21 protein-coding genes are annotated in these 22,039 nt (G+C 64.2%); 5 read left to right on the forward strand and 16 right to left on the reverse strand.

Annotation, left to right across the window (positions count from 1 at the left end; all coding sequences use genetic code 11):
* Positions 1-201: 201 nt before the first annotated feature.
* The 4 genes from AB2B41_RS17790 to AB2B41_RS17805 form a co-directional block, all read right to left on the reverse strand.
* Positions 202-582: a DUF6497 family protein gene (locus AB2B41_RS17790; RefSeq protein ID WP_367879168.1), complete on the reverse strand. Its 381-nt coding sequence runs from the start codon at positions 580-582 to the stop codon at positions 202-204.
* On the reverse strand, positions 579-977 hold the full coding sequence (locus AB2B41_RS17795; RefSeq protein WP_367879169.1) for a cupin domain-containing protein: 399 nt from the start codon (positions 975-977) through the stop codon (positions 579-581). Before AB2B41_RS17795 ends, AB2B41_RS17790 begins: the two co-directional genes overlap by 4 nt.
* A gap of 31 nt (positions 978-1,008) precedes the next feature.
* The gene (locus AB2B41_RS17800; RefSeq protein WP_367879170.1) at positions 1,009-1,272 is read right to left on the reverse strand and encodes a DUF7218 family protein; all 264 of its coding nucleotides are present in this window, start codon (positions 1,270-1,272) and stop codon (positions 1,009-1,011) included.
* A gap of 137 nt (positions 1,273-1,409) precedes the next feature.
* Positions 1,410-2,942, reverse strand: coding sequence for an acyl-CoA carboxylase subunit beta (locus AB2B41_RS17805; protein ID WP_367879171.1), 1,533 nt, complete (start codon positions 2,940-2,942; stop codon positions 1,410-1,412).
* A 171-nt stretch (positions 2,943-3,113) separates the two neighbouring features.
* Here AB2B41_RS17805 and AB2B41_RS17810 point away from each other — a divergent pair, with 171 nt between their 5' ends.
* Entirely contained in the window at positions 3,114-4,349 is a 1,236-nt protein-coding gene (locus tag AB2B41_RS17810; protein ID WP_367879172.1) for a multidrug effflux MFS transporter, read from the forward strand.
* Positions 4,350-4,422: 73 nt separating this feature from the next.
* Complete coding sequence (locus tag AB2B41_RS17815; protein ID WP_367879173.1) at positions 4,423-5,823, forward strand: helix-turn-helix domain-containing protein; 1,401 nt, start codon at positions 4,423-4,425, stop codon at positions 5,821-5,823.
* Here the strand turns inward: AB2B41_RS17815 and AB2B41_RS17820 are convergent, their stop codons facing one another.
* The 7 genes from AB2B41_RS17820 to AB2B41_RS17850 all read right to left on the reverse strand — a co-directional run bounded on the left by AB2B41_RS17820 (position 5,824) and on the right by AB2B41_RS17850 (position 13,720).
* Positions 5,824-6,507, reverse strand: a complete 684-nt coding sequence (locus AB2B41_RS17820) for a thermonuclease family protein (RefSeq protein ID WP_367879174.1) — start codon at positions 6,505-6,507, stop codon at positions 5,824-5,826.
* 92 nt (positions 6,508-6,599) lie between these two features.
* Positions 6,600-8,258: a choline dehydrogenase gene (betA, locus tag AB2B41_RS17825; protein ID WP_367879175.1), complete on the reverse strand. Its 1,659-nt coding sequence runs from the start codon at positions 8,256-8,258 to the stop codon at positions 6,600-6,602.
* 257 nt (positions 8,259-8,515) lie between these two features.
* Positions 8,516-9,976: a betaine-aldehyde dehydrogenase gene (gene betB / locus AB2B41_RS17830; RefSeq protein ID WP_367879176.1), complete on the reverse strand. Its 1,461-nt coding sequence runs from the start codon at positions 9,974-9,976 to the stop codon at positions 8,516-8,518.
* Between the two features lie 51 nt (positions 9,977-10,027).
* A complete protein-coding gene (gene betC, locus AB2B41_RS17835) occupies positions 10,028-11,536 on the reverse strand; it encodes a choline-sulfatase (RefSeq protein WP_367879177.1) in 1,509 nt (502 codons plus the stop codon).
* Positions 11,533-12,108 (reverse strand): choline-binding transcriptional repressor BetI, encoded by a 576-nt coding sequence (gene betI, locus AB2B41_RS17840; RefSeq protein WP_367879178.1) that lies wholly within the window; start codon positions 12,106-12,108, stop codon positions 11,533-11,535. The genes betC and betI overlap by 4 nt, the downstream gene beginning before the upstream one ends.
* A gap of 72 nt (positions 12,109-12,180) precedes the next feature.
* On the reverse strand, positions 12,181-13,083 hold the full coding sequence (locus AB2B41_RS17845) for a DMT family transporter (RefSeq protein ID WP_367879179.1): 903 nt from the start codon (positions 13,081-13,083) through the stop codon (positions 12,181-12,183).
* Between the two features lie 37 nt (positions 13,084-13,120).
* Positions 13,121-13,720, reverse strand: coding sequence for a LysE/ArgO family amino acid transporter (locus tag AB2B41_RS17850; protein WP_367879180.1), 600 nt, complete (start codon positions 13,718-13,720; stop codon positions 13,121-13,123).
* 87 nt (positions 13,721-13,807) lie between these two features.
* Here AB2B41_RS17850 and AB2B41_RS17855 point away from each other — a divergent pair, with 87 nt between their 5' ends.
* A complete protein-coding gene (locus AB2B41_RS17855) occupies positions 13,808-14,719 on the forward strand; it encodes a LysR family transcriptional regulator ArgP (protein WP_367879181.1) in 912 nt (303 codons plus the stop codon).
* A gap of 72 nt (positions 14,720-14,791) precedes the next feature.
* Positions 14,792-15,040 carry a hypothetical protein gene (locus tag AB2B41_RS17860; protein ID WP_367879182.1) on the forward strand — a complete coding sequence of 83 codons (249 nt, stop codon included), beginning with the start codon at positions 14,792-14,794 and terminating at the stop codon, positions 15,038-15,040.
* A gap of 74 nt (positions 15,041-15,114) precedes the next feature.
* Here AB2B41_RS17860 and AB2B41_RS17865 read toward each other — a convergent pair whose 3' ends face one another.
* The gene (locus AB2B41_RS17865) at positions 15,115-15,855 is read right to left on the reverse strand and encodes a YebC/PmpR family DNA-binding transcriptional regulator (protein ID WP_367879183.1); all 741 of its coding nucleotides are present in this window, start codon (positions 15,853-15,855) and stop codon (positions 15,115-15,117) included.
* A gap of 93 nt (positions 15,856-15,948) precedes the next feature.
* Positions 15,949-16,296, reverse strand: a complete 348-nt coding sequence (locus tag AB2B41_RS17870) for a class I SAM-dependent methyltransferase (RefSeq protein WP_367879184.1) — start codon at positions 16,294-16,296, stop codon at positions 15,949-15,951.
* A 143-nt stretch (positions 16,297-16,439) separates the two neighbouring features.
* Between AB2B41_RS17870 and AB2B41_RS17875 the strand changes: the two genes are divergently transcribed.
* Positions 16,440-18,212 carry an SLC13 family permease gene (locus tag AB2B41_RS17875; RefSeq protein ID WP_367879185.1) on the forward strand — a complete coding sequence of 591 codons (1,773 nt, stop codon included), beginning with the start codon at positions 16,440-16,442 and terminating at the stop codon, positions 18,210-18,212.
* A gap of 162 nt (positions 18,213-18,374) precedes the next feature.
* On the opposite strand, the gene AB2B41_RS17880 is transcribed toward AB2B41_RS17875, so the two are convergent.
* From AB2B41_RS17880 to AB2B41_RS17890, 3 genes are read right to left on the reverse strand one after another with little or no spacing between them, the layout of a single operon-like run.
* Positions 18,375-20,189 carry an SLC13 family permease gene (locus AB2B41_RS17880; protein WP_367879186.1) on the reverse strand — a complete coding sequence of 605 codons (1,815 nt, stop codon included), beginning with the start codon at positions 20,187-20,189 and terminating at the stop codon, positions 18,375-18,377.
* Between the two features lie 36 nt (positions 20,190-20,225).
* Complete coding sequence (locus tag AB2B41_RS17885; RefSeq protein ID WP_367879187.1) at positions 20,226-21,143, reverse strand: DMT family transporter; 918 nt, start codon at positions 21,141-21,143, stop codon at positions 20,226-20,228.
* Positions 21,140-21,952 (reverse strand): TIGR00282 family metallophosphoesterase, encoded by an 813-nt coding sequence (locus AB2B41_RS17890; protein WP_367879188.1) that lies wholly within the window; start codon positions 21,950-21,952, stop codon positions 21,140-21,142. Before AB2B41_RS17890 ends, AB2B41_RS17885 begins: the two co-directional genes overlap by 4 nt.
* Positions 21,953-22,039 lie beyond the last annotated feature (87 nt).

Below are 22,039 nucleotides of genomic sequence, written 5' to 3' on the forward strand. Positions count from 1 at the left end.
TATTGTGAGTGGGGCGCGCATCATCAGACTGCCTCACACGCCCCGTTTCTGAGGTAAGGGATACTTGGGTATTCCTTGGCGCCAACATAGAGCATTCGATGCCAAAAAAATATCCAGGCTTCGCCAATCGGCGGACTTGTGACTCCAAAGCCTCAACTGAGAGGTGAGGTGAACTCTTCCGCGCAAGATATTGTGTCTGCATCACAAACCCTCCCAGATGCAGACGTCACCTTCGGCGCGGAAGGCTTCGAAGAACTGGGTCGCGTCGGGGTCGGCGGTGCCGAATTCGGTGGCCCGGTCGGCCAGAGAAATGACGATCCCATCGGCGGCAAGGTCGAAATCCGCGATGTAGGGCAGCGCGAAGCTGTCGCAGAGATGGGTGATGTCCTGCGCCGCCGTCTCGTAGTCCACCGCGCCGCCCGCGCGGGCGATGTCGGGGGCGATAAAGCGGAACCGCAGCCATGTCGCTTCGCCGACGGTGTCGATCAGCACTTCCTGCAATTCGACGGGCTGGCCGGATGGCACGTCGATGGCCAGCGCGGGGCTGGCGGCAATGAGGGTGGCGGCGAGGAGAGCTTTCACGGGGCCTCCTCCTCGGCGGTGGCGAAATCGGCGGGCGAGATGATCTCGATCAGTTCAAGATCGTCGGAATGGCGCACCTCGCGGTGCTTGATACCCGGAGGCTGAAGCACGCAGGAGCCCGTGCGCAGGACGTGTTCGCCCTGCCCTTCGTACTCGAAGACGACCCAGCCTTGGGTGACGTAGACCATCTGGAAATCGAGGTCATGGGAGTGCCATTTCGCGGGGCTTTCCATGCCAGGAACGGCGCGGATGACGTGGGCGCCGTATTTGCCTTTGGTGGCGTCACGGATGCCAAGGTCGCGGTATTCGAAGAAGGGCCGTAGGCCCGCGCCTTCGAACTTGCTGTCGTCGGCGTGGGCAATGGTGAAGGCCTGGTTTTTCCAGAGCTGGGTCATGGGGTGCCTCCTGCCAGAGGCACCCGGCGCATCAGTGGTTGCGCAGCGCCTCGATCAACTCGTCCTTGGTCATGTCCGAGCGCCCGTCGATGTCCAGTTCCTGTGCGCGCTCGTAGAGGTCTGCCTTGGTCCATTCCTCGTAGGGCGGCTGTTTCCCGCCCTTCTTGCCGGGGTTCTGGTCGTCCGAGGCCTGGGCGTTCGCAATGCGCGCGGCCTTCTCCTTGGACGCGCCATCCTCGCGCAGGCTTTCGTAGGTCTCGTCGTCCTTGATGCTGGGTCCGTGGTCCTTGGTCATGGCGTTCTCCTTTGCGGAAGAACGGCAGGACTGGCGCAATGGTTCCGTAAGGTGGGCGCATCGCCCACCCCCGGCGGGTGGACGGGGCGTCCACCTTACGCAGTCGCATCTTGGATCCAGACGACAACATCAGCCCCTCACAGCGGAATATTGTCGTGCTTCTTCCAGGGCATCTGCTTTTTCTTGTGCCGCAGCGAAGCAAACGCCCGCGCGATCCGCTTGCGCGTCGTGCGCGGCTGGATCACCTCGTCGATGAACCCACGCTCGGCGGCGACGAAGGGGTTCGCGAAACGGTCTTCGTAGTGCTTGGTGTGCGCGGCGATCTTCTCGGCGTCGCCCCGGTCGGCCCGGTGGATGATCTCAACCGCCCCTTTCGCACCCATCACGGCCACTTCCGCCGTAGGCCAGGCATAGTTGAAATCGGCATGCAGGTGCTTGGAGGCCATCACCACATAGGCCCCGCCATAGGTCTTGCGGGTGGCCACCGTCACCATGGGCACCGTCGCCTCGCCATAGGCAAAGAGCAGCTTTGCGCCGTGCTTGATCACCCCGCCGTATTCCTGCGACGTGCCGGGCAGGAAGCCGGGGACGTCGACCAGCGTAAGGATCGGAATCTCGAAGGCATCGCAGAAGCGCACGAAGCGCGCGGCCTTGCGGGAGCTGTCGATGTCCAGAACGCCCGCCAGCACCATCGGCTGGTTGGCGACGACACCCACGGTGCGGCCCTCGATGCGGATGAAGCCGGTGATGATGTTCTTGGCGAAATCCTCCTGGATTTCGTAGAAATCGCCTTCGTCCGCCAGCTTCAGGATCAATTCCTTCATGTCGTAGGGGGTGTTGGGGTTCTCGGGCACCAGCGTGTCGAGCGAGGGCTCGATGCGCTCGGGGTCGTCGAAGAAGGGGCGCACGGGCGGCTTTTCGCGGTTGTTCGAGGGTAGGAAGTCCACGAGGCGGCGCACCTCGGCCAGTGCTTCCACGTCGTTCTCGAAGGCGGCATCGGCCACGGAGGACTTGCGCGTATGGGTCGAGGCCCCGCCCAGTTCCTCTGCCGTCACCTGTTCGTTGGTCACGGTTTTCACGACCTCGGGGCCGGTCACGAACATGTAGGAGCTGTCCTTGACCATGAAGATGAAGTCGGTCATCGCCGGGGAATAGACCGCGCCGCCCGCGCAGGGCCCCATGATGACGCTGATCTGCGGGACGACGCCCGAGGCCTCGATGTTGCGCTGGAAGACCTCGCCGTAGCCTGCGAGCGAGTCGACGCCTTCCTGGATGCGCGCACCGCCCGAGTCGTTGAGGCCGATCACGGGCGCGCCATTCTGCACGGCCATATCCATGATCTTGCAGATTTTCTTGGCATGGGTCTCAGAGACCGAACCGCCGAGCACGGTGAAATCCTGAGAAAACACGTAGACCAGCCGTCCGTTGATCGTGCCCCAGCCGGTCACGACGCCGTCGCCCGCAGGCTTCTGGTTCTCCATGCCGAAATCGGTGCAGCGGTGAGTGACGAACATGTCGAATTCCTCGAACGAGCCTTCGTCGAGCAAGAGATCGACGCGTTCGCGCGCGGTCAGCTTGCCGCGGGCATGCTGCGCATCGATCCGCGCCTGCCCGCCGCCCATGCGGGCGGTTTCGCGGCGCTGTTCAAGCTGTTCGAGAATATCTTTCATGGCAAACCCCTGCTTAGCATTTGCCGCATACTACAGAAGCTGAAGGCGGCGAGGAAAGGCCGTTTGTGAATATTTGCAAAGTATATGCAAGAAGTCCTTGGCAAAGTGAAAAGTTGCAAATCTGAAGAAGATCGCTCGACAAGGCTGAGGGACCGGATTACTTGCATTTGCATGAATACCACCGCGCCCGCCGCACCGGTCATCCATTTCCTCGACCGCGCGACGCCCCCACATGTCTCGACGCTGATCCTGCTGGCCGGGCTGTCGGCGCTTGTCATGAACATTTTCCTGCCAAGCCTGCCCCAGATGGCGGAATATTTCGGCACGTCCTACGCGGTCATGCAGCTTACCGTGCCGCTTTACCTGCTGACCTCGGCAGTGTTGCAGCTGTTCATCGGACCGCTGTCGGACAACATCGGGCGCAGGCCGGTGATGATCGGCTCGCTGTTGCTGTTCATTCTCGCCACGCTCGGCTGCATCTTTGCCCCGAATACCGGGGTATTCCTGTTCTTCCGTGTCGCGCAGGCGATCATCGCCACCGCCATGGTGCTGAGCCGCGCGGTGCTGCGCGATCTCTATACGCAGGATCAGGCGGCCTCCAAAATCGGCTATGTCACCATGGGCATGGCGCTGGTGCCGATGATCGCCCCCGCCGTCGGCGGCGCGATCGAACAATTCGGCGACTGGCATCTGACCTTCTGGCTGATGATCGTGATTGCCACCGGCATCCTGCTGCTGGTGATCTTCGACATGGGAGAGACCGCGCGGGAGAGCAAGACATCCGTGCTTGGCCAGTTTGCGCAGTACCCCGAGCTTCTCCGCGCACCACGCTTCTGGGGCTATGCCCTTGCCGCCGCCTTCTGCTCGGGTGCGTTCTTTGCCTACCTCGGCGGCGCGCCCTTCGTCGGGTCGGTGGTCTTCGGCCTCGACCCCTTCTGGCTCGGCATCTACTTCGGTGCGCCCGCCGTGGGGTATTTCTGCGGCAACTGGCTGACGGGGCTGTTTGCCCAGCGCTTTGGCGTCAACAACATGGTGATGTGGGGTTGTTTCGCCAATGCCACGGGGGGAACGGTGTCGCTCCTAATCTTCCTTGCGGGCTACGGCAGCCCAGAGACCTTCTTTGGCATGATGACGCTGATCGGTCTCGGCAACGGGTTGTGCATCCCCAATGCCACCGCGGGCATGCTGTCGGTGCGTCCGCATCTCGCGGGCACCGCGTCGGGGCTTGGAGGGGCGATCATGATCGGGGGCGGCTCAGGCCTTGCGGTCCTTGCGGGTGTTCTGCTGACGACCGATACGGGCGCCTATCCGCTGATCCTGATCATGCAGCTGACGGCCATCGCCGGTGTTTTCTCGATCCTCGCAGTAATCAGGCGCGAACGCACCTTGCAGCTGCGCCAGCGGTGATCCAATCCGTCTTGCGAGCGCGGGTTTGCAAAGGTAATCTGCCGCCACGTGCAAAGTTGCAAAGGGCGCGCGGATGGCCAGCCAGAAACTCTATGCCGGGGCCAAGCTGCGCGAGCTGCGCACGCGGCTCGACCTGACGCAAAAGGACTTCGCCGCGCGGCTGGGCGTTTCCCTGCCCTACCTCAACCAGATGGAGAACAACAATCGCCCGGTGTCGACCACCGTGGTGCTGGCACTGGCCTCGGAATTCGGGCTCGACGTGACGGAGCTGTCGGCGGGTGATGGCGAGCGGCTGGTCAGCGACATGCGCGAGGCGCTGGCGGACCCGGTGTTCCAGGGCAAGATGCCGCCCCTCGCCGATATCCGCCTTGCCGCATCGAATGCCCCTGGACTCGCGCGCGCCTTTCTCGATCTGCACGCCAGCTACCGACAGACCCATGAGCGCCTCGCCTCTCTCGACGAGGCATTGGGCCGCGAGGATGCCCGCGCGGCACCTTCGCCCTGGGAAGAGGTGCGCGATTTCTTTCACTACTGCGACAATTACATCGATGCCGTGGACCGCGCGGCAGAGCATTTCGCACGCGACGCTGAAACGCCCTCAGCTACGAGGGCTGCCGCCCTTTCGGCACTGGCGGAAAACGGGGTCGCGGTGCATTTCGACGCCACCGATACCCTGCGCCGTTATGATGCCGAGGCAAAGGTGCTGCACCTTTCAGCACGCGCCACGCCCGAGACACAGACCTTCCAGCTGCTGTTGCAGGTGGCGCTGATGAGCCAGAACAAGCTGCTCGAGGTCACACTCGATCTTGCGCGCTTCACCTCGGACGCGGCCCGCGACATCGCCAAGATCGGACTTGCAAATTACTTCGCCGGGGCCGCGCTGATGCCCTACAGGCGTTTTCACCGGGCTGCACAGGACTGCCGCCACGATCTCGAAGTCCTCGCCGGCACCTTCGGCGCCTCCATTGAACAGGTGGCGCACCGCCTCTCAACCCTGCAGCGACCCGGTGCCAAGGGTGTGCCCTTCTTCTTTGTCCGCGTCGACAGGGCAGGCACGATCACCAAGCGGCATTCCACGACACGCCTGCAATTCGCCCGTTTCGGCGGGGCCTGCCCCCTGTGGAACGTGCACCGCGCCTTCGAGACGCCGGGCCGTTTCCTGCGGCAGCTGGCCGAGACGCCGGACGGGGTACGATACATCTCGCTCGCCCGCGACATCTCGAAACCGGCGGGCCGTTTCGGCGCGCCCGTGCGCCGCTACGCCATCGCTCTGGGATGCGAGGTGCGGCACGCGGATCAGCTGGTCTATGCCGACGGGCTGGATCTTGGCCGGGACGGGGCGTTTGAACCCATCGGCATTTCCTGCCGCATCTGCGAGCGCAAGGGCTGTCACCAGCGCGCGGTGCCGCCGCTGGAGCGGCAATTGAAGGTGGACCCGGACAGGCGGGACGTGTTGCCCTACCGGGTCGAGTGATCAGCGCCGCGCGGGCCGCCAGCCCGCCGCCCGCGCCTCCGCCTCTGAACAGAACCAGCGTTCGCCCTTGTCGGGCCGGATGCTTGTCCGTTCGTAATCGTGTTGTCCCGGCATGTGGTAAATCCTGCCGTTGGCCGAAATATTGCCCTTGATCCGGCAGCCCCCGGTGTCCGTCGCTGGTATCCGCCTGACGACCGGCGGCTTGCTCTGCGCCCGCTTTTCCTGCCGGTAGTCCACCGGACGCTGAACATCATGAGCATGCAGCCCGCGTCCGTTCACGGCGGCCGATTTTTCCTCAAGATCGAACATCATCGAATACTTGCGAAACGCGAAGGCCCAGCCTTCCTCGACCAGCCAGGCATTCAGGTTGCGCCCGCCCAGATGGCAGATCGCCAAATCGCGGTCCCAATCGTCCTTGCCGCGCAGATCGCAAGTCACCGTCTCGCCTTCCAGCGCCTCCCTGACCAGACGGGTCACTTCGGCACCGCAGTCCCAGCGCAGCCCGCCACGGGTGACGCAGGTCTGGTCGTTCTCCGGCGCATCGATCCCGAAAAGCCGGATGTTGTGGCCCGCGAGGCGCAGGCTGTCGCCGTCGATCACCCGGACCTTGCCGGTCACCTCTGCGGCGGAGAGGGCCAGGGGCATGATCAAGAGAAAGGCCAGGAGAGGCATGAAAACGCGCATGCCTCAACCATGCCGTGTGCCATGCGGATGCGGCAACGAAAACCGCTAACGAAAGTTAACAAAGCGTGAAGATGTGGCGCGCGGGCCGCGCCCTATCGCTGGGCTGTCTGCCAGTCGGGATGAACCCACGGCGCATCATTCGCCCTCGGCAGCGGATCGCGGCCCAGCAGGTGATCCGACACCTTTTCGCCTACCATGATCGAGGGCGCGTTGAGGTTGCCGTTGGTGATGCGCGGAAAGATCGAGCTGTCTGCGACCCGCAGGCCCTCTACCCCGATCACCCGTGCCTCGGGGTCCACGACGGCCCCCGGGTCATCCGCCGCGCCCATCCTGCAGGTGCCGCAGGGATGATAGGCGCTCTCAGCATGTTCGCGGATCGCCTCGTCCAGTTCCGCATCGGTCTGGTAGGCCACACCGGGCTGGATCTCGTGCTTGACGAAGGGCTTGAAAGCCTCCTGCGCGAAGATTTCCCGGGTCAGCCGGATGCAGGTGCGGAACTCGTCCCAGTCATCGGGGTGCGACATGTAGTTGAACCGGATCACCGGGTCATCTGCCGGATCGGCCGACCGAAGGGTCACGGTGCCGCGCGACTTCGACCGCATCGGCCCGGTATGCGCCTGAAACCCGTGCCCCTCCGCCGCCGCCTGCCCGTCGTATCGCACGGCGAGCGGCAGGAAGTGAAACTGGATGTCCGGGTACGGAATACCCGCGCGCGAACGGATGAACCCCGCGCTTTCAAACTGGTTTGAAGCCCCCATACCCTTTTTGAAGAACAGCCACTGCGCCCCGATCAGCGCCTTGGAGACAAGGTTCCAGTGCTTGTAGAGCGTTATCGGCTGGGAGGACGCCATCTGGATATACATCTCCAGGTGATCCTGCAGGTTCGCCCCCACGCCGGGGCGGTCCGCGACCACCTCGATCCCGTGTTCGGCCAGATGCCCGGCGGGACCGATCCCCGACAGCATCAGGAGCTTGGGCGAATTGATCGATGAGGCGGCGAGCACCACCTCGCGTTCGGCCCTGATCACCTCACGCTGCCCCTTGCGCAGGACTTCGACACCCGTCGCGCGACCGTTCTCGATCACCACCCGCTGCGCCAAGGCGCGCACCAACTGCACGTTCCCCGTCGCCTGTGCAGGCCGCAGATAGGCATTGGCCGCCGACCAGCGTCGGCCCTGCCAGACGGTCTGCTCCATCGGGCCGAAGCCTTCCTGCTTTTCGCCGTTGTAGTCGTCGGTGATCTCGTAGCCCGCCTGTCGTCCCGCCTCGACAAAGGCGCGGTAGAGCGGGTTGGCCCGCGGGCCCCGGCTCACATGCAGGGGACCATCCGTGCCGCGCCAGGCGGGATCGCCGCCGTGGCCCCCGTCGTGCCAGCTTTCCATGCGCCTGAAGTAGGGCAGGACGTCCGCATAGGCCCAGCCGCGCGCGCCGGCTTCGTCCCAATGGTCGAAATCCATGGCGTGACCACGGACATAGACCATGCCGTTGATCGAGGACGATCCGCCGATGACCTTGCCGCGCGGACAAGCGAGTCTGCGGTTGTTCAGATGCGGCTCGGGCTCCGACCGGTAGCCCCAGTCGTACAGCTTCATGTTCATCGGGTAGCTGAGCGCCGCCGGCATCTGGATGAAGGGTCCCGCGTCCGTGCCCCCATGCTCGATGACGATCACCTTCCGCCCCGCCTGCGCCAGCCGGTAGGCCATGGCACAGCCCGCGCTGCCCGCCCCCACGATCACGAATTCCGCCTGCATCTCTCTTTTTCCCTTCGTGATTCTGCGCGGGGTCAAGGATGCGAAGCACCGGGCTTTGCCCGGCTTGTCCTTGACCCCGCGGAGAAGCGCATCGTCACACTCAAAGAGGTGTCTTGAGCCACAGATTGTGGCCTCAAGCGCCTCTCAGCACATTTCATCGACCCCGCCACCCGCGCCACACCGGGCCCCCGGGGCTCACGCCTCAGCCGCCGCCAAGCATGGCGTGCGCGTCAGCGCTCATTCGGATCAACCCCCGCTCAGAAAGGCGCCTCCAGATCGTCCATCCGCACGAACACCGACTTGAGCTGGCTGTAATGGGCAATGGCGGCCTTGGAATTCTCGCGGCCCACGCCGGACATCTTGGAGCCGCCGAAGGGCGCCTCGACCGGCGCGTCGTTATAGGTGTTGATATAGCAGGTGCCCGCCTCGAACCCCGCCGCGACACGGTGCGCGCGGGCGAGGTCCTTCGTAAACACACCCGCCGCCAGACCGAACTCCGTATCATTGGCGCGCGCCATGACGTCGGCTTCATCTTCGAAATCCAACACAGCCATGACAGGCCCGAAGATTTCCTCGCGCGCGATCACCATGTCGTCGGTGACGTCGGCAAAAACCGTGGGTTCGACAAAGAAGCCCGGCTTGTCCAGCCGCGCCCCCCCGGTGACAAGCCGCGCGCCCTCGGCCTTGCCCTTGTCGATATAGCCCAGCACGATGTTCATCTGCCGCTCGGAGACCATGGGGCCGAAGCTGGTTTGCGGATCGAGCGGGCCGCCGATCACCGCGTTGCCCAGCCGCTCGGTCAGACGCTCGAGGAAAATCTCCTTGATGTCGCGGTGCACGAAGACCCGCGTGCCGTTCGAACAGACCTGCCCGGAGCTGTAGAAGTTCCCGAGGATCGCCCCCGAGACCGCGTTGTCGATATCCGCGTCCTCGAAGACGATGAGCGGCGACTTGCCCCCCAGTTCCATCGTCACATGCTTGATCCCGTCGGCAGCGGCGGCATAGACCTTGCGGCCCGTGGGGACCGAGCCGGTGAGCGAGACCTTGTCGACGCGTGGGTCGGAGACCAACGCACTGCCCACCTCTCCCATGCCCTGTACCACGTTGTAGAGCCCCGCAGGCAGTCCGGCCTCGTGCAGGATTTCCGCCACTTTCAGCGCGCAGAGCGGGGTCGTCTCGGAGGGTTTGAAGATCATCGCATTCCCGCAGGCCAGCGCCGGGGCACCCTTCCAGCAGGCGATCTGCGTGGGGTAGTTCCAGGCCCCGATGCCGACGCAGAGGCCCAGCGGTTCGCGGCGGGTATAGACCCAGTTCTCACCACCAAGCGGGATATGCTCGCCTGTGAGCGTTGCCGCCATGCCGCCGAAATACTCCAGCGCGTCGGCGCCGGAGGTCGCATCGACAACGGAGGTTTCCTGGTAGGGTTTACCGGTGTCGTAGGTCTCCAGCACCGAAAGATCGTGGTTGCGCTCGCGCATCATGTCCGCAGCACGGCGCAGGATGCGCCCGCGCTCCGTGCCGCTCATCGCTGCCCAGGTTTTCTGGGCGCTCTTCGCTGCCGTGATGGCGCGGTCGATGATCGCCGGGGTGGCGGCGTGAACGGTGGCGATCTTTTCGCCCGTCGCGGGGTAGACCACGTCGATGGGCGTGCCGTTTTCATCCTCGACGTATTGGCCGTCGATGAAATGGCTGGCGGTGGGTTGGGTTGCGTAGGTCATTTGATTTTTATGCCTCCGGCGGGGACTTTATGTGGCCAGAAAGAGGGAAGATCATTCGCCTCGGGGGAAACGTTTGCTTTCTTCGAGGATGTTGAGGTCCATGTGGTTGCGCATGTATTGCTCGGACGCGCGGCGCAGCGGCTGGTAGTCCCAGGGGTAGTAGCCGCCCTCGCGCAGGGCTTCGTAGACCACCCAACGGCGGGCCTGGGACTTGCGCACCTCGGCGTCGAATGTTTCGAGATCCCAGCGGGCGGCGGCCTCAAGGCGGAAGCCTTCGAGCGTGTCGGCGTGGGCGGGGTCGTCAAAGAGATTGTTGAGTTCGTGCGGATCGGCGTCGAGGTCAAAAAGCTGTTCGGGGTCGAGCGCGCAATTGGTGTATTTCCAGCGGCCCTGCCGGAGCGCGATCATCGGGGAATAGCTGGCCTCGGCCGCGTATTCCATGGCGACGGGTTCGCTGCGGCTGCCGCCCTGCCCCAGCGGTTTCAGCGATTGCCCGGTTGTCCAGGGCATGACCTCTTCCATGCTCACGCCCGCGAGGTCGCAGAGCGTGGGGCAGAGGTCGATGGTGCTGACCGGCACCTCCTGAAGGCCCGGCGTCATCTCCGGCGCGGCAATCATCAGCGGCACGCGGGACGATCCTTCGAAGAAGGACATCTTGAACCACAACCCCCGCTCGCCCAGCATATCGCCGTGGTCGGAGACGAAGACGACGATCGCCTCCTGCCGCGTGTCTTCCAGCACCTGCAGGATCTCGCCGATCTTGTCGTCGATGTAGGAGATATTGGCGAAATAGGCGCGGCGGGAACGGCGGATGTCATCTTCTGAAATGTCGAACTCGCGCCAGTTGTTGGCGTCGAAGATGCGCTTGGAATGCGGGTCGTGATCCGCGTAGTCCATCGCCGGGACCTCGGGCATGAGGTGGGCGCAATCCTCGTAGAGGTCCCAGTACCTGCGCCGTGCGACATAAGGGTCATGGGGATGGGTGAAGCTGACGGTCAGGCACCAGGGCCGCGCGTCGCCACCGCGTGCGAGGTCATAGAGTTTGCGGGTGGCGTTGTAGGCGACCTCGTCGTCGTATTCGAGCTGGTTGGTGGTCTCGGCCACGCCCGCTCCGGTCACCGACCCCATGTTGTGATACCACCAGTCGATCCGCTCGCCCGGTTTGCGGTAGTCCGGGGTCCAGCCGAAATCGGCCGGATAGATGTCGGTGGTCAGCCGTTCCTCGAAGCCGTGCAACTGGTCGGGGCCCACGAAGTGCATCTTGCCCGACAGGCACGTGTGATAGCCGGCGCGGCGCAAATGGTGCGCGTAGGTGGGAATGCTCGAGCAGAACTCGGCGGCGTTGTCGTAGACCCCCGTGGCCGAGGGCAGCTGGCCGGACATGAAGGCCGCCCGGCCCGGCGCGCAGAGGGGCGAGGCGGTATAGGCGTTGCGGAACCTTGTCGAACGGGCGGCCAGCGCCTTGAGCTGCGGCGCGTGCAGCCAGTCGGCGGGGCCGTCCGGGAACAGCGTGCCGTTCAGCTGGTCGACCATAAGGATCAGGATGTTGGGCTTGGTCATCGCGGGGCGTCCAGCAGAAGGGTCAGGGTGGAAAGCGCCCGGTCGCGGGCGGTTTCGGGGTCGCTGTCGCCCGAAAGGGCGGCGCGCAGGTAAAGACCGTCGATCAGCGCGGCAAGCGTCTCGGCATCGGCCTCGGGTGTCGGGCTGACCGGGCGCAGGGCGTGGATGAGGTTCGAGCGCAGGCGGTGATGGTAGAGGCGCAGCAAGCGGCGGGTTTCGGCATTGGTCGGGGCGGCGGCATAGAGCGTCATCCAGGCGTTGACGGTCGCGGGGGCAAAGCAGGTCTCGTCGAAGCTGGCCGCGATGATGGCGGCGGCGCGGTCGCGCGGGGTTCGGGCCCTGGTCAGCCGCGCGCGCACCTCCGCGCCGAAATCGGACAGGATATGGCGCATGGCGGCGAGGAATATCTGGTCCTTGCCGCCGAAATAGTGGTGCGCCAGTGCCGTGGACATGCCCGCGCGCCTCGCGATTTGCCCGACCGTCACGTCGAGCGAATGCGCGGCACCGATCTCGGCGATGGTCGCCTCGACGAGGGCGGAGCGGCGAATGGGTTCCATACCGACTTTGGGCATCGGGATTCGGTCCTTGGCAGGGGGTCGCCCGACCGTAGCGGGTTTTTTATTGATCCGTCAATCAACAAACCTTCAGAGCTTGGTGGCGTTTGACACCGGCGTGATCTGACGCTTCAGCACCGCCTCGCGCCAGGTGATGAATGTGACCGAGGCGAGGATCACGAAGCCGCCGATGATCACCCAGATATCCACCGGCTCGGCAAAGGCCACGGCCCCGAGCGCCGTGGCCCAGACAAGCTGAAGGAAGGTCACCGGTTGCGTCACCGTCACGGGGGCGGCGGCAAAGGCCAGGGTCATCGTATAGTGCCCCGAGGTGGCAAAGATCGCGACCGCCGAGAGGATCGCCAGTTCCTCCCATGTCGGGGTGATCCAGACGGGGATGGCCAGCGGGGCAAGGCCGATGGTCACGAAGACCGAAAGCATGCCGACGATGACGCCCGGCTTGGCCTCGTCCGCCAGCACCTTGGCGATGAGGTAGGAGCCTGCAAAAACGAAACCGGCCATGAGCATCGCGAGATGCCCAAGGCTAACCTCGCGAAAACCCGGACGCAGGATGATCGCGGCTCCCGCCAGCCCCATGACCACCGCGAAAATGCGGCGCATGGCGAGCTTTTCGCCAAGGAAGATCGCCGCGCCCACGGTCACGTAGATGGGGGCGAGGTAGTTCATCGCCGTCACTTCGGCGATGGGGATGCGCGTCATGGCGAAGAACCACAGTGCCACACCGCCAGCATGGAACAGCCCCCGCATCCCGAAAAGCGACCATTGCCGCGTGGTGATCTGCGCGCTGCGGATCGTGCCCAGCGAGGGGATCAGGAACACAAGCCCCAGACCGTAGCGGATAAAGGCCGCCTCGGGTGCCGGCAGGCGCGGCCCCATGTATTTCACCAATGCGGTGACCATGATGAAGAACACGCCCGTCACGAACATCCAGAAGATGCCCACGAGGGGGCGTGAAGCTGCGGTACTGCTCATGGCCAAGTAGTGAGCGCGGCACCGGCAAAGGGCAAGATCACATGAGCAAAAGTTTTGCCGCGATCCCCCACATGGTCAGCGCGATGACCGCGTCGAGGACCTGCCAGCTCGTTGGCCGCGCGAAAAGCGGGCTCAGCACCCGCGCACCGTAGCCGAGCGAGAAGAAAAAGACGAAACTGGCCAGCGTCGCCCCGATGCCGAAGGCCAGCCGGTCGGGATACTGGGCCGAGATCGAGCCGATGAGCACCACGGTATCGAGGTAAACATGCGGGTTCAGCCAGGTGAGTGCGAGCAGCGTGAGAATCGCGCGGCGCAGGCTGGTGGTGGCGGTGCCCGAGGTGTCCAGTACCTGTCCGCCTTGCCGGGCAGAGAGCGCATTGCGCCAGCCGTACCAGATAAGGAAAGCCGCCCCGCCGTAGCGCATTGCCGTCTCGAACCACGGCAGGGCTTGGGCAAGCGCGCCGAAGCCCGCCACCCCGGCGGCGATCAGGATCGCATCGGACGTACCGCAGGTTAGGCAGACCCAGAAGAGATGCTCGCGCCGCAGCCCCTGCCGCAGGACAAAGGCGTTCTGTGCCCCGATGGCGAGGATCAGGGTCAGGCTGAGGGTGAAACCCGAAAGGAAAGAGGTGAGCATGATGCACTCCGCTGGATCGGCGGTTTGACTATGCGGGGCCAAGGCATTAGGCAAATTAAATCAGATAATTTTGGATTAGCGTTGCTAATGCCTATCGACCCCACCCAGCTTGCTGCCCTCTCCGCCATCCTTCGCCTTGGCAGTTTCGAGGCCGCCGCAGGCGCGCTCCATGTCACCCCCTCGGCGATCTCCCAGCGCTTGAAGGCGCTTGAGGAACAGGTCGGCGCGACGCTGGTCCTGCGCAGCCAGCCTTGCCAGCCCACGGAACTGGGTGCGCGACTTGCCAAACATGCCGAGGACATCGCGTTGCTGGAAGCGCAGGCGCTTGGCGACATGGCGCAGGCGGGGGCCACCCCTGCCCGCCTGACGCTCGCTGTGCCCGCCGATAGCCTCGCCACCTGGCTCATTCCCGCTTTCGCCGAAGCGCCCCAGATGCTTTATGACCTGCGCATCGACGATCAGGACACCGCGGATGACTGGCTGCGGCGCGGGGCTGTCAGCGCCGCCGTCACGGGCCACGACCGGGCTGTGCCCGGTTGCGACCTGCACCCCTTGGGCGCACTGCGTTACGTGGCGACGGCCAGCCCGGAATTCATGCGCAGGTATTTCGCCAAAGGCGTCACGGCGACCACACTGGCGAAGGCCCCGATGCTGACCTTCACGCCCAAGGACCGTTTGCAACACCGCTGGATCACCCAGAAGACCGGCAAGCATCTCCATCCGCCTAGCCACCAGATGCCCTCGACCCATGCCTTTGTAGACGCGACACTCTTGGGTCTGGCCTGGGGCATGAACCCTGAGAGCCTTGTCACAGAACATCTCGCCAAAGGCCGCCTCGTGGCACTCGATCCAGCGCAGCCCATGGATGTGCCGCTATACTGGCAGGTCACGCGGGTCATGGCCAAGGCGCTCACCCCGTTAACCCGCGCGATTTTCCGCAGTTCCACCAAGCATTTGCGGCAAACCGGCGAAACTTCACCCACGGAAGCACACAACTGAGTGATCCGTCCCGCGAGGACTGGCGTAATCCGATTGGCTTCCTATCTACGGAAGGTGATTAAGGATAAGACAATGCGCGATACACGCCACACGCTTGCAGTTACCAAGGATGAACTCGCAGTCATCGAGGCCGCGCTGCACACGCAGTCCAAGATTCTGCACGTGCAGGCAGGCGCGGGCGGCGATGACGCACGTGCGCGGCTGAATGAGGTCAAGCGCGTGATCTCCTCGGTGGCGGGCCAGAAGCCCGCCGACAGCCCCTCCCGGCCCCGGCGTAGCGGTGGCAGAGGTTGGTTCGGCATGTCTCGAATTTTTGGCTGAAAATCCTGGTAGGTCGAAAAGAAAAAGCCGCCCTCATGCAGGGGCGGCTTTTTCGTTCCCGGTGTTCCGGCGGCTTACAGCTGCGCCATCACATCGTCCGGTGCCTCGAAGTTTGTCGTCACGCGCTGCACGTCATCGTCGTCCTCCAGCGCGTCCACGAGCTTCATCAGCTTCTGCATGCTGTCGAGGTCCATCTCGGTCGTCGTGGTGGGCCGCCAGACCAGCTTGGTGGACTCCGATTCCCCCAGTTCCGCCTCGAGTGCCGTCGCCACCTCGTTCAGGTCGGTATCCGCACACCAGATGATGTGACCATCTTCGGAGCTTTCGACGTCCTCGGCGCCTGCCTCAATTGCGGCCATCATCACGGTATCCGCGTCGCCCGCATCCGCCAGATAGGTGATCTCGCCCTTGCGGTCGAACATGAAGCCGACGCTGCCCGTCTCGCCCAGATTGCCACCGTTCTTGGTAAAGGTGGAGCGCACGTTCGACGCGGTGCGGTTGCGGTTGTCGGTCATCGCCTCGACGATCACGGCGACACCGTTGGGGCCGTAGCCCTCATAGCGGATTTCCTCGTAATCCTCCGCGTCACCCCCGGTGGCCTTCTTGATCGCGCGGTCGATGTTGTCCTTGGGCATCGACTGCGACTTGGCTTCCTTCACGGCCAGACGCAGGCGCGGGTTCTTGTCGGGGTCCGGATCGCCCATCTTGGCCGCGACGGTGATTTCCTTCGACAGCTTTGAAAACAGTTTGGAGCGGGCCGCATCCTGACGCCCCTTGCGGTGCTGGATGTTTGCCCATTTGGAATGGCCTGCCATGACGGTCCTCACGATTGATCAGTTGGGGGGCCATTTATAGGCGCGCGCGCGATCACTCAAGCCCCGCGTCGCGCGGACCGGGACGTCGGCCCGTCAATAGGGTCTTGTTTTGTCCAGAGCGTCGCGCAGCATCTCCGTTGAGAAGGGCGGGTCGAGAAATACCCAGTCAGAGATTGCGGGATCCTCGATGCGCTGTGAAAGCACAACCGGCAGGGCCTCATTGCGGACAAGCGCCTCGCGGAGGTCAGCGCGCTCCAGCTCTTCGGGCTCGGCATCGAGCACCGCCCAGGCCCAGCCCCGATGTTCGGAAAGGGTCTTGCATACCGCATCGATGTTCTCGACAAGCTTGACCTCGGCGCCCTTGTGCACCTCCCGGACAGTGGCGACGACGTCGTCCTCGATCAGGCCATTCGGCACGTAGACAAGCACGTTCTTTTTCATTTTGCCCATCCTTCCGTTCAACCTCGGGGCGACAAGATATCAATGCATTCATGCGTTGAAAAGATCTGTCGCTGCCGCAAACTGTCACATCAGGCAGAGAGATTGCGATTGCCTTGCCCTGCCCCAGATGCATGATCGGCCCTGTGAGCAGCGATCAGATCATTCTATTCACCCTCTTCGGCGCGGTCTTTGGCCTGCTGCTCTGGGGGCGTTTTCGCTACGATATCGTGGCTTTCGCCGCGCTGATGATCGGCGTGGTGCTGGGCGTTGTCCCGACCAAGGACGCCTTTTCCGGCTTTGGCCACCCCGCGACGCTGGTGGTGGCACTGGTGCTGGTGGTCTCGGCCGGGCTGGTGCGTTCGGGCGCGGTGTTGCTGATCACCCGCACGCTGGTCGATGCCTCGCGCAGCCTTGGTGCGCATATCGCGCTGATGGGAGCCGTGGGTGGCGTGCTCTCGGCATTTATGAACAACGTGGCCGCCCTGGCCCTGCTCATGCCCGTCGACATACAGACCGCGCGCAAGGCGGGGCGACAGCCGGGGCTGAGCCTGATGCCGCTCAGCTTTGCCACGATCCTTGGCGGCATGGTCACGCTTATCGGCACGCCCCCCAACATCATCATCGCCTCGATCCGGCAGGAATCGCTGGGCGCGCCGTTCCGCATGTTCGACTTTGCGCCGGTGGGCGGGCTGGCGGCCATCGCGGGGCTGGCCTTTGTCGCACTGATCGGCTGGCGGCTGATCCCAGCGCGCGAGGATCCGATCATCAGCAGCGAGGACATCGCCCAGTATATCGCCGAACTGGTGGTGCCCAAGGACAGCAAGCACATCGGCAAACGTCTTGCCGAGCTGATCCCGGTGGCGGAAGGCGCAGATGTGGCAATCCTCGGTCTCATCCGCGACGGCAAACGCCGCTATGGCCAGGCGCGCAACGTGGTGCTCGCCGCAGGCGACGCGCTGGTGCTCGAGGCGACGCCCGATGCCCTCGATGAATTCCGCAGCGCTCTTGACCTCGCGGTCGCCGACAGCGTGCGCGAGGAGCGGCTCAAGGCGGGCGGCGAAGGGGTCGAGATCATCGAAGTAGTGGTGCCAGAGGAATCGCGGCTGAACGGGCGCACGACGCAGGCCGTGGGGCTGATCTGGCGGCACCGCACCGTGTTGCTGGGCATCTCGCGCCGGGGGCGGAAGATCACCGATCATTTGCGCACCACGCCGCTCGAGGCGGGCGATATCCTGCTGCTGCTCGTACCGCGCGACACCGCACAGGACGTGACCGACTGGCTGGGGGTACTGCCACTGGCGGACCGTGGCCTGGCCGTGACCGAGAACACCAAGGTGTGGCTTGCCATCGGGCTGTTCGGTGCCGCGGTGCTGGCTGCGAGCGTCGGGCTGGTCTACCTGCCCGTGGCCCTCGGCCTCGTGGTGACGGCCTACGTGCTGGCGAAAATCGTCCCCCTGTCCGAGCTCTACACCCATATCGAATGGCCTGTGGTGGTGCTTCTGGGCTCGATGATCCCGCTGGGTGCCGCACTTGAAACCTCGGGCGGCACCGAACTCATCGCCGGCGCGCTCGTCTCCCTGACCGAAGGGATGGCGCCTTGGCTGGTCCTTACTGTGCTGATGGTAGTGACGATGACCCTGTCGGACGTGCTGAACAACACAGCAACCACCATCGTCGCGGCCCCCGTCGGCATCCAGATGGCCCAGACACTGGGCGTCTCACCCGACCCGTTCCTCATGGCGGTGGCCGTGGCCGCCTCCTCTGCCTTCCTCACGCCAATCGGGCACAAGAACAACACGCTGATCCTTGGCCCCGGCGGTTACGGGTTCGGAGACTACTGGCGCATGGGACTGCCGCTCGAGATCATCGTGGTGGCGGTGTCGATCCCGGCGATCCTGCTGTTCTGGCCGCTCTAGCGAACAGGTGACAAGCGCTGTTGCTATCGTATTGCCGGGGGCCAGCGTTGTGATTGAGTTGTATTGGAAAGATGCAGAGATTGTCCGCCTTCATCTTTCCAATACAACTCATACATGGCCCGCCACCGGCACCGACGCCCGACGCGAATGTGCCCCTGCTCCCTAACCCCAGATCAGGGGGATGGTCAGACTGGCGAGGATTGACATCGACAGGTTCAGCGGAATGCCGATGCGCATGAAATCGGTGAACTTGTAGCCGCCGGGACCGTAGACCAGCGTGTTCGTCTGGTACCCGATGGGTGTCGCGAAAGCGCAGGAGGCGGCGATCATCACCGCCACCACCAGCGGGCGCGGGTCCATGCCGAGTGCAGCGGCGAGGCTGATGGCGATGGGCGTCATGATCACCGCAACGGCGTTGTTCGAGACGATCTCGGTGAAGATCGTGGTCAGCAAGAACACGCAGAAGATCACGATCGTCGGCGGCAGCGTGGCCAGCGTGGGCGAGATGCCGTCCACGATCAGAGCCACGGCGCCGGAGTGCTGCAGCGCCGCGCCGACGGCCAGCATGGAAAAGATCAGCGCCAGCAGACGGCCATCGACGAAGGAGAACGCCTCTTCCGCGTCGATGCAGCCGGTCAGCAGAACCACGGCGACGGCGATCACCGCCAGCATCAGGATGGGTGCCACGTTGAGCGCCGCAAGCACGACGATACCGACCAGGGCCGCAATCGCAATGGGCGCATGCCCCCGGCGATAGGCGCGGGCGGTGGGTTGGCTCACATCGCCGAGGTCCATGTCGGCGGCCAGTCGCTGGATGTCCTCCGCCGCGCCCTCCAGCAGCAGCGTGTCGCCCACCTTGACGATCAGGTCATCGAGCTGCCGTCCGATGTTCTGGTTCCGCCGGTGCACCGCCAGCGGATAGACACCGTAGCGCCGCCGCAGCCGCATCGAGCCCAGCGAACGCCCCACCATGCGGCAGCCGGGGGTGATCAGCACTTCCACCGTCGTGGTCTCGACCGAAGACAGCTGGTCGACGCGCTTGTCGCCGCTTCTGTCCGTATCTTCCTCTTTCTTGGCCTGGATATCCTTGCTGTTCTGCAGGCTCAGAAGCTCGGTCATCTCGGTGCGCAGGACCACGCGGTCACCGGTCTGCAGCACGACCCCCTGCAGATTGCGCCGCAGCGACGTGTCGCCCCGCACCACGTCCACCAGCCGCACGCCTTCGCGCTTGAACAAGCCCACATCCTTCACCTCTTCGCCGATCAGACCGGAATCCTCCGGGATCACCACTTCGGTGAAGAATTTCTTCCGCGACCGGTCCGACAGCATCGCCGCCATGCTGTCGCGCTCGGGCAGCAGTTTACGCCCCACAAGCAGCATGTAGGTGAGCCCCCAGGCACAAACGACAAGACCGATGGGCAGGATCTCGAAAATGCCGAAGGGCTCCAGGCCCTGGGCACGGGCCACGCCATCGACCAGCAGGTTCGTCGAAGTGCCAATCAGTGTCAGCGAGCCGCCCATGATCGCCGCATAGCTCAGGGGGATCAGAAGCTTGGACGCCTTGGTGCCGAGCGTCCGGCTCAGCTGCACGACAACCGGGATCATCACGACCACCACGGGCGTGTTGTTCATGATGGCGCTGGCCCCCATGACCGACAGGATCACGCCCACCACCGCCAGCCGCGGGTTGGTGCGGGCATAACTTTCCGCCATGCGCGTCAGCACCTCCAGCGCGCCGGTGCGCACCAGCGCTCCCATGACGATGAACATCGCCGCAATGGTCCAGGGCGCCGAGTTCGACAGCACCATCCGCGCGTCCTCGTAAGGAAGGATGCCGGTGGCCAGCAGGAAAGCCGCACCGCCCAGCGCCACCACTTCGGTCGGGAAGTATTCGCGCAAAAAAAGGATGAACATCACCACGACCACCGCAAGCGTCAGGATCGCGCTGCCGGTCTGGGAAAGGGGGAGGAAATCCATGTAAGCAGCTCTGGCGCAGGATCGTGAATGCGGTGCTTAACTCTGGCCTATCGCTTCTGGTTCCGCAAGCGCGGGCCGGGGCTGGACCAGGTACATGCCCGCGAACATCGCCGCGAGCGCCACCCAGATCGTCGCGGCATAGCCCTCGCCCAGCATGACCCAGGCCCAGAGCAATCCGAAGCCCGTCACAAGATAGCTCACCTGCACCGTGAAGACCGCCCCCGCGCGGCCCGCCAGCCAGACGTAGGTGGCATAGACAAAGACATGCACGACCGAAGCGGCGATCAGCGCCAGCTGCGGCAGAGGCAGCGGCCACAGGGGGGCGATATACTGGCCCGATGCCAGCGTGACGGGCACCATGATCACCGCCCCCACCAGCGAGGCGCCGCACATGACCTGCAAGGGGCCCAGCCCCTCGGTCCCCCATTTGGCGATGTAGTTGCTTTCAAAAGCATAAAAGAGCGCCGTGATCAGGTACACCCCCGCCCAAAAGACCGGGATCGGCTGGCCAAGATCGACCGAGGGCGCGACGATCATGAGCGTCCCCACCAGGCCAAAGCCGAGGCCCACCACCCGTCGCCAGGCCAGCGTGTCATTGCCCAGCGGCAGCGCGATCACGAAGGCGAACATGGGGATCATGCTCAGCAGCAGGGACATGATGCCCGCGGGCAGATGGACCGCCGCCTGGTAGGAAAGCGAGTTGGGCAGGATCGTCCCGATCATGGCGAGGATCACGTAGAGCCGCAGCGCGCGGCCATGAAACGGCAGCGCCAGCCGCCTCACCGCGCAGATCGCGCCCATGAGTACGGCACCGATGAAGAGTTGCCAGAAAACAAGGCCGTAGTGCCCATAGCCGGTGCTGACAGCGATCTTGCTCATCGGTTGGGTCGCGCCCCAGCCTGCGCCCATCAGCACTAGGCAAAGACTGAAAAAGGCGATCTCCCGCCGTGTCACGGCGCGCTTTGCGCCAAAAGACCGCCCTGGCGTATCGGGACGATACGCGTGGCCCGTCCGGTCTTGTCGTCGGTCTCGACATAGACCCCCGATACCGTCGCATCCCCGTTGGCGGGGGTGAAACGTTCCTTGGGCATGCCGGTGATGAACCGGCGCAGCGGCTCGGTCTTCTCCATGCCGATGATGGAATGATAATCCCCGCACATACCCGCATCACTAAGATAGGCCGTACCGCCCGGCAGGATCATCGCATCCGCCGTGGGCACATGGGTATGGGTGCCCACGACCAGCGACGCCCGGCCATCGCACCAATGGCCCACGGCCATTTTCTCGGACGTGGCCTCGCAGTGGATGTCAACGATGATCGCCTGCGCCAGACCACCCAGCGGATGCGCCTTGAGCACCGTCTCCAGCGCCGAGAAAGGATCGTCGAAGGGCCGCTTCATGAAAACCTGCCCCAGCGCCTGCGTCACAAGCACCTTGCGCCCGCCTTTCGCCTTGAAAAGCTGGGCGCCCTTTCCGGGTGCGGCCTTGGAGAAATTCAGCGGCCGCAGGATGCGCGGCTCCTGCGCGATGTAGGCCAGCATGTCCTTCTGGTCGAATGCGTGATCGCCCAGCGTCAGGCAATCGGCCCCGGCTTCGAGCAGCAGCTTGGCATGCGCGCCCGAAAGCCCCATCCCGCCTGTGGCGTTCTCGCCGTTGACCACGACGAAGTCGAGCGCCCAATCGGCGCGCAAACGGGGCAGGTTCTCGGTAATGGCGCGCCTGCCCGCGCGGCCCATGACGTCGCCAAGAAAGAGTATCTTCATAGCCGCGACACGTAGGCCCAATCGCCGCGCTCGGCAAGGGATGCATCCTCCACCAACTGGCGACAATGCCATGGAAAAAGCGGAATT

This window comes from Sulfitobacter sediminis (assembly GCF_040811725.1).
GTDB lineage: Bacteria > Pseudomonadota > Alphaproteobacteria > Rhodobacterales > Rhodobacteraceae > Sulfitobacter > Sulfitobacter sediminis.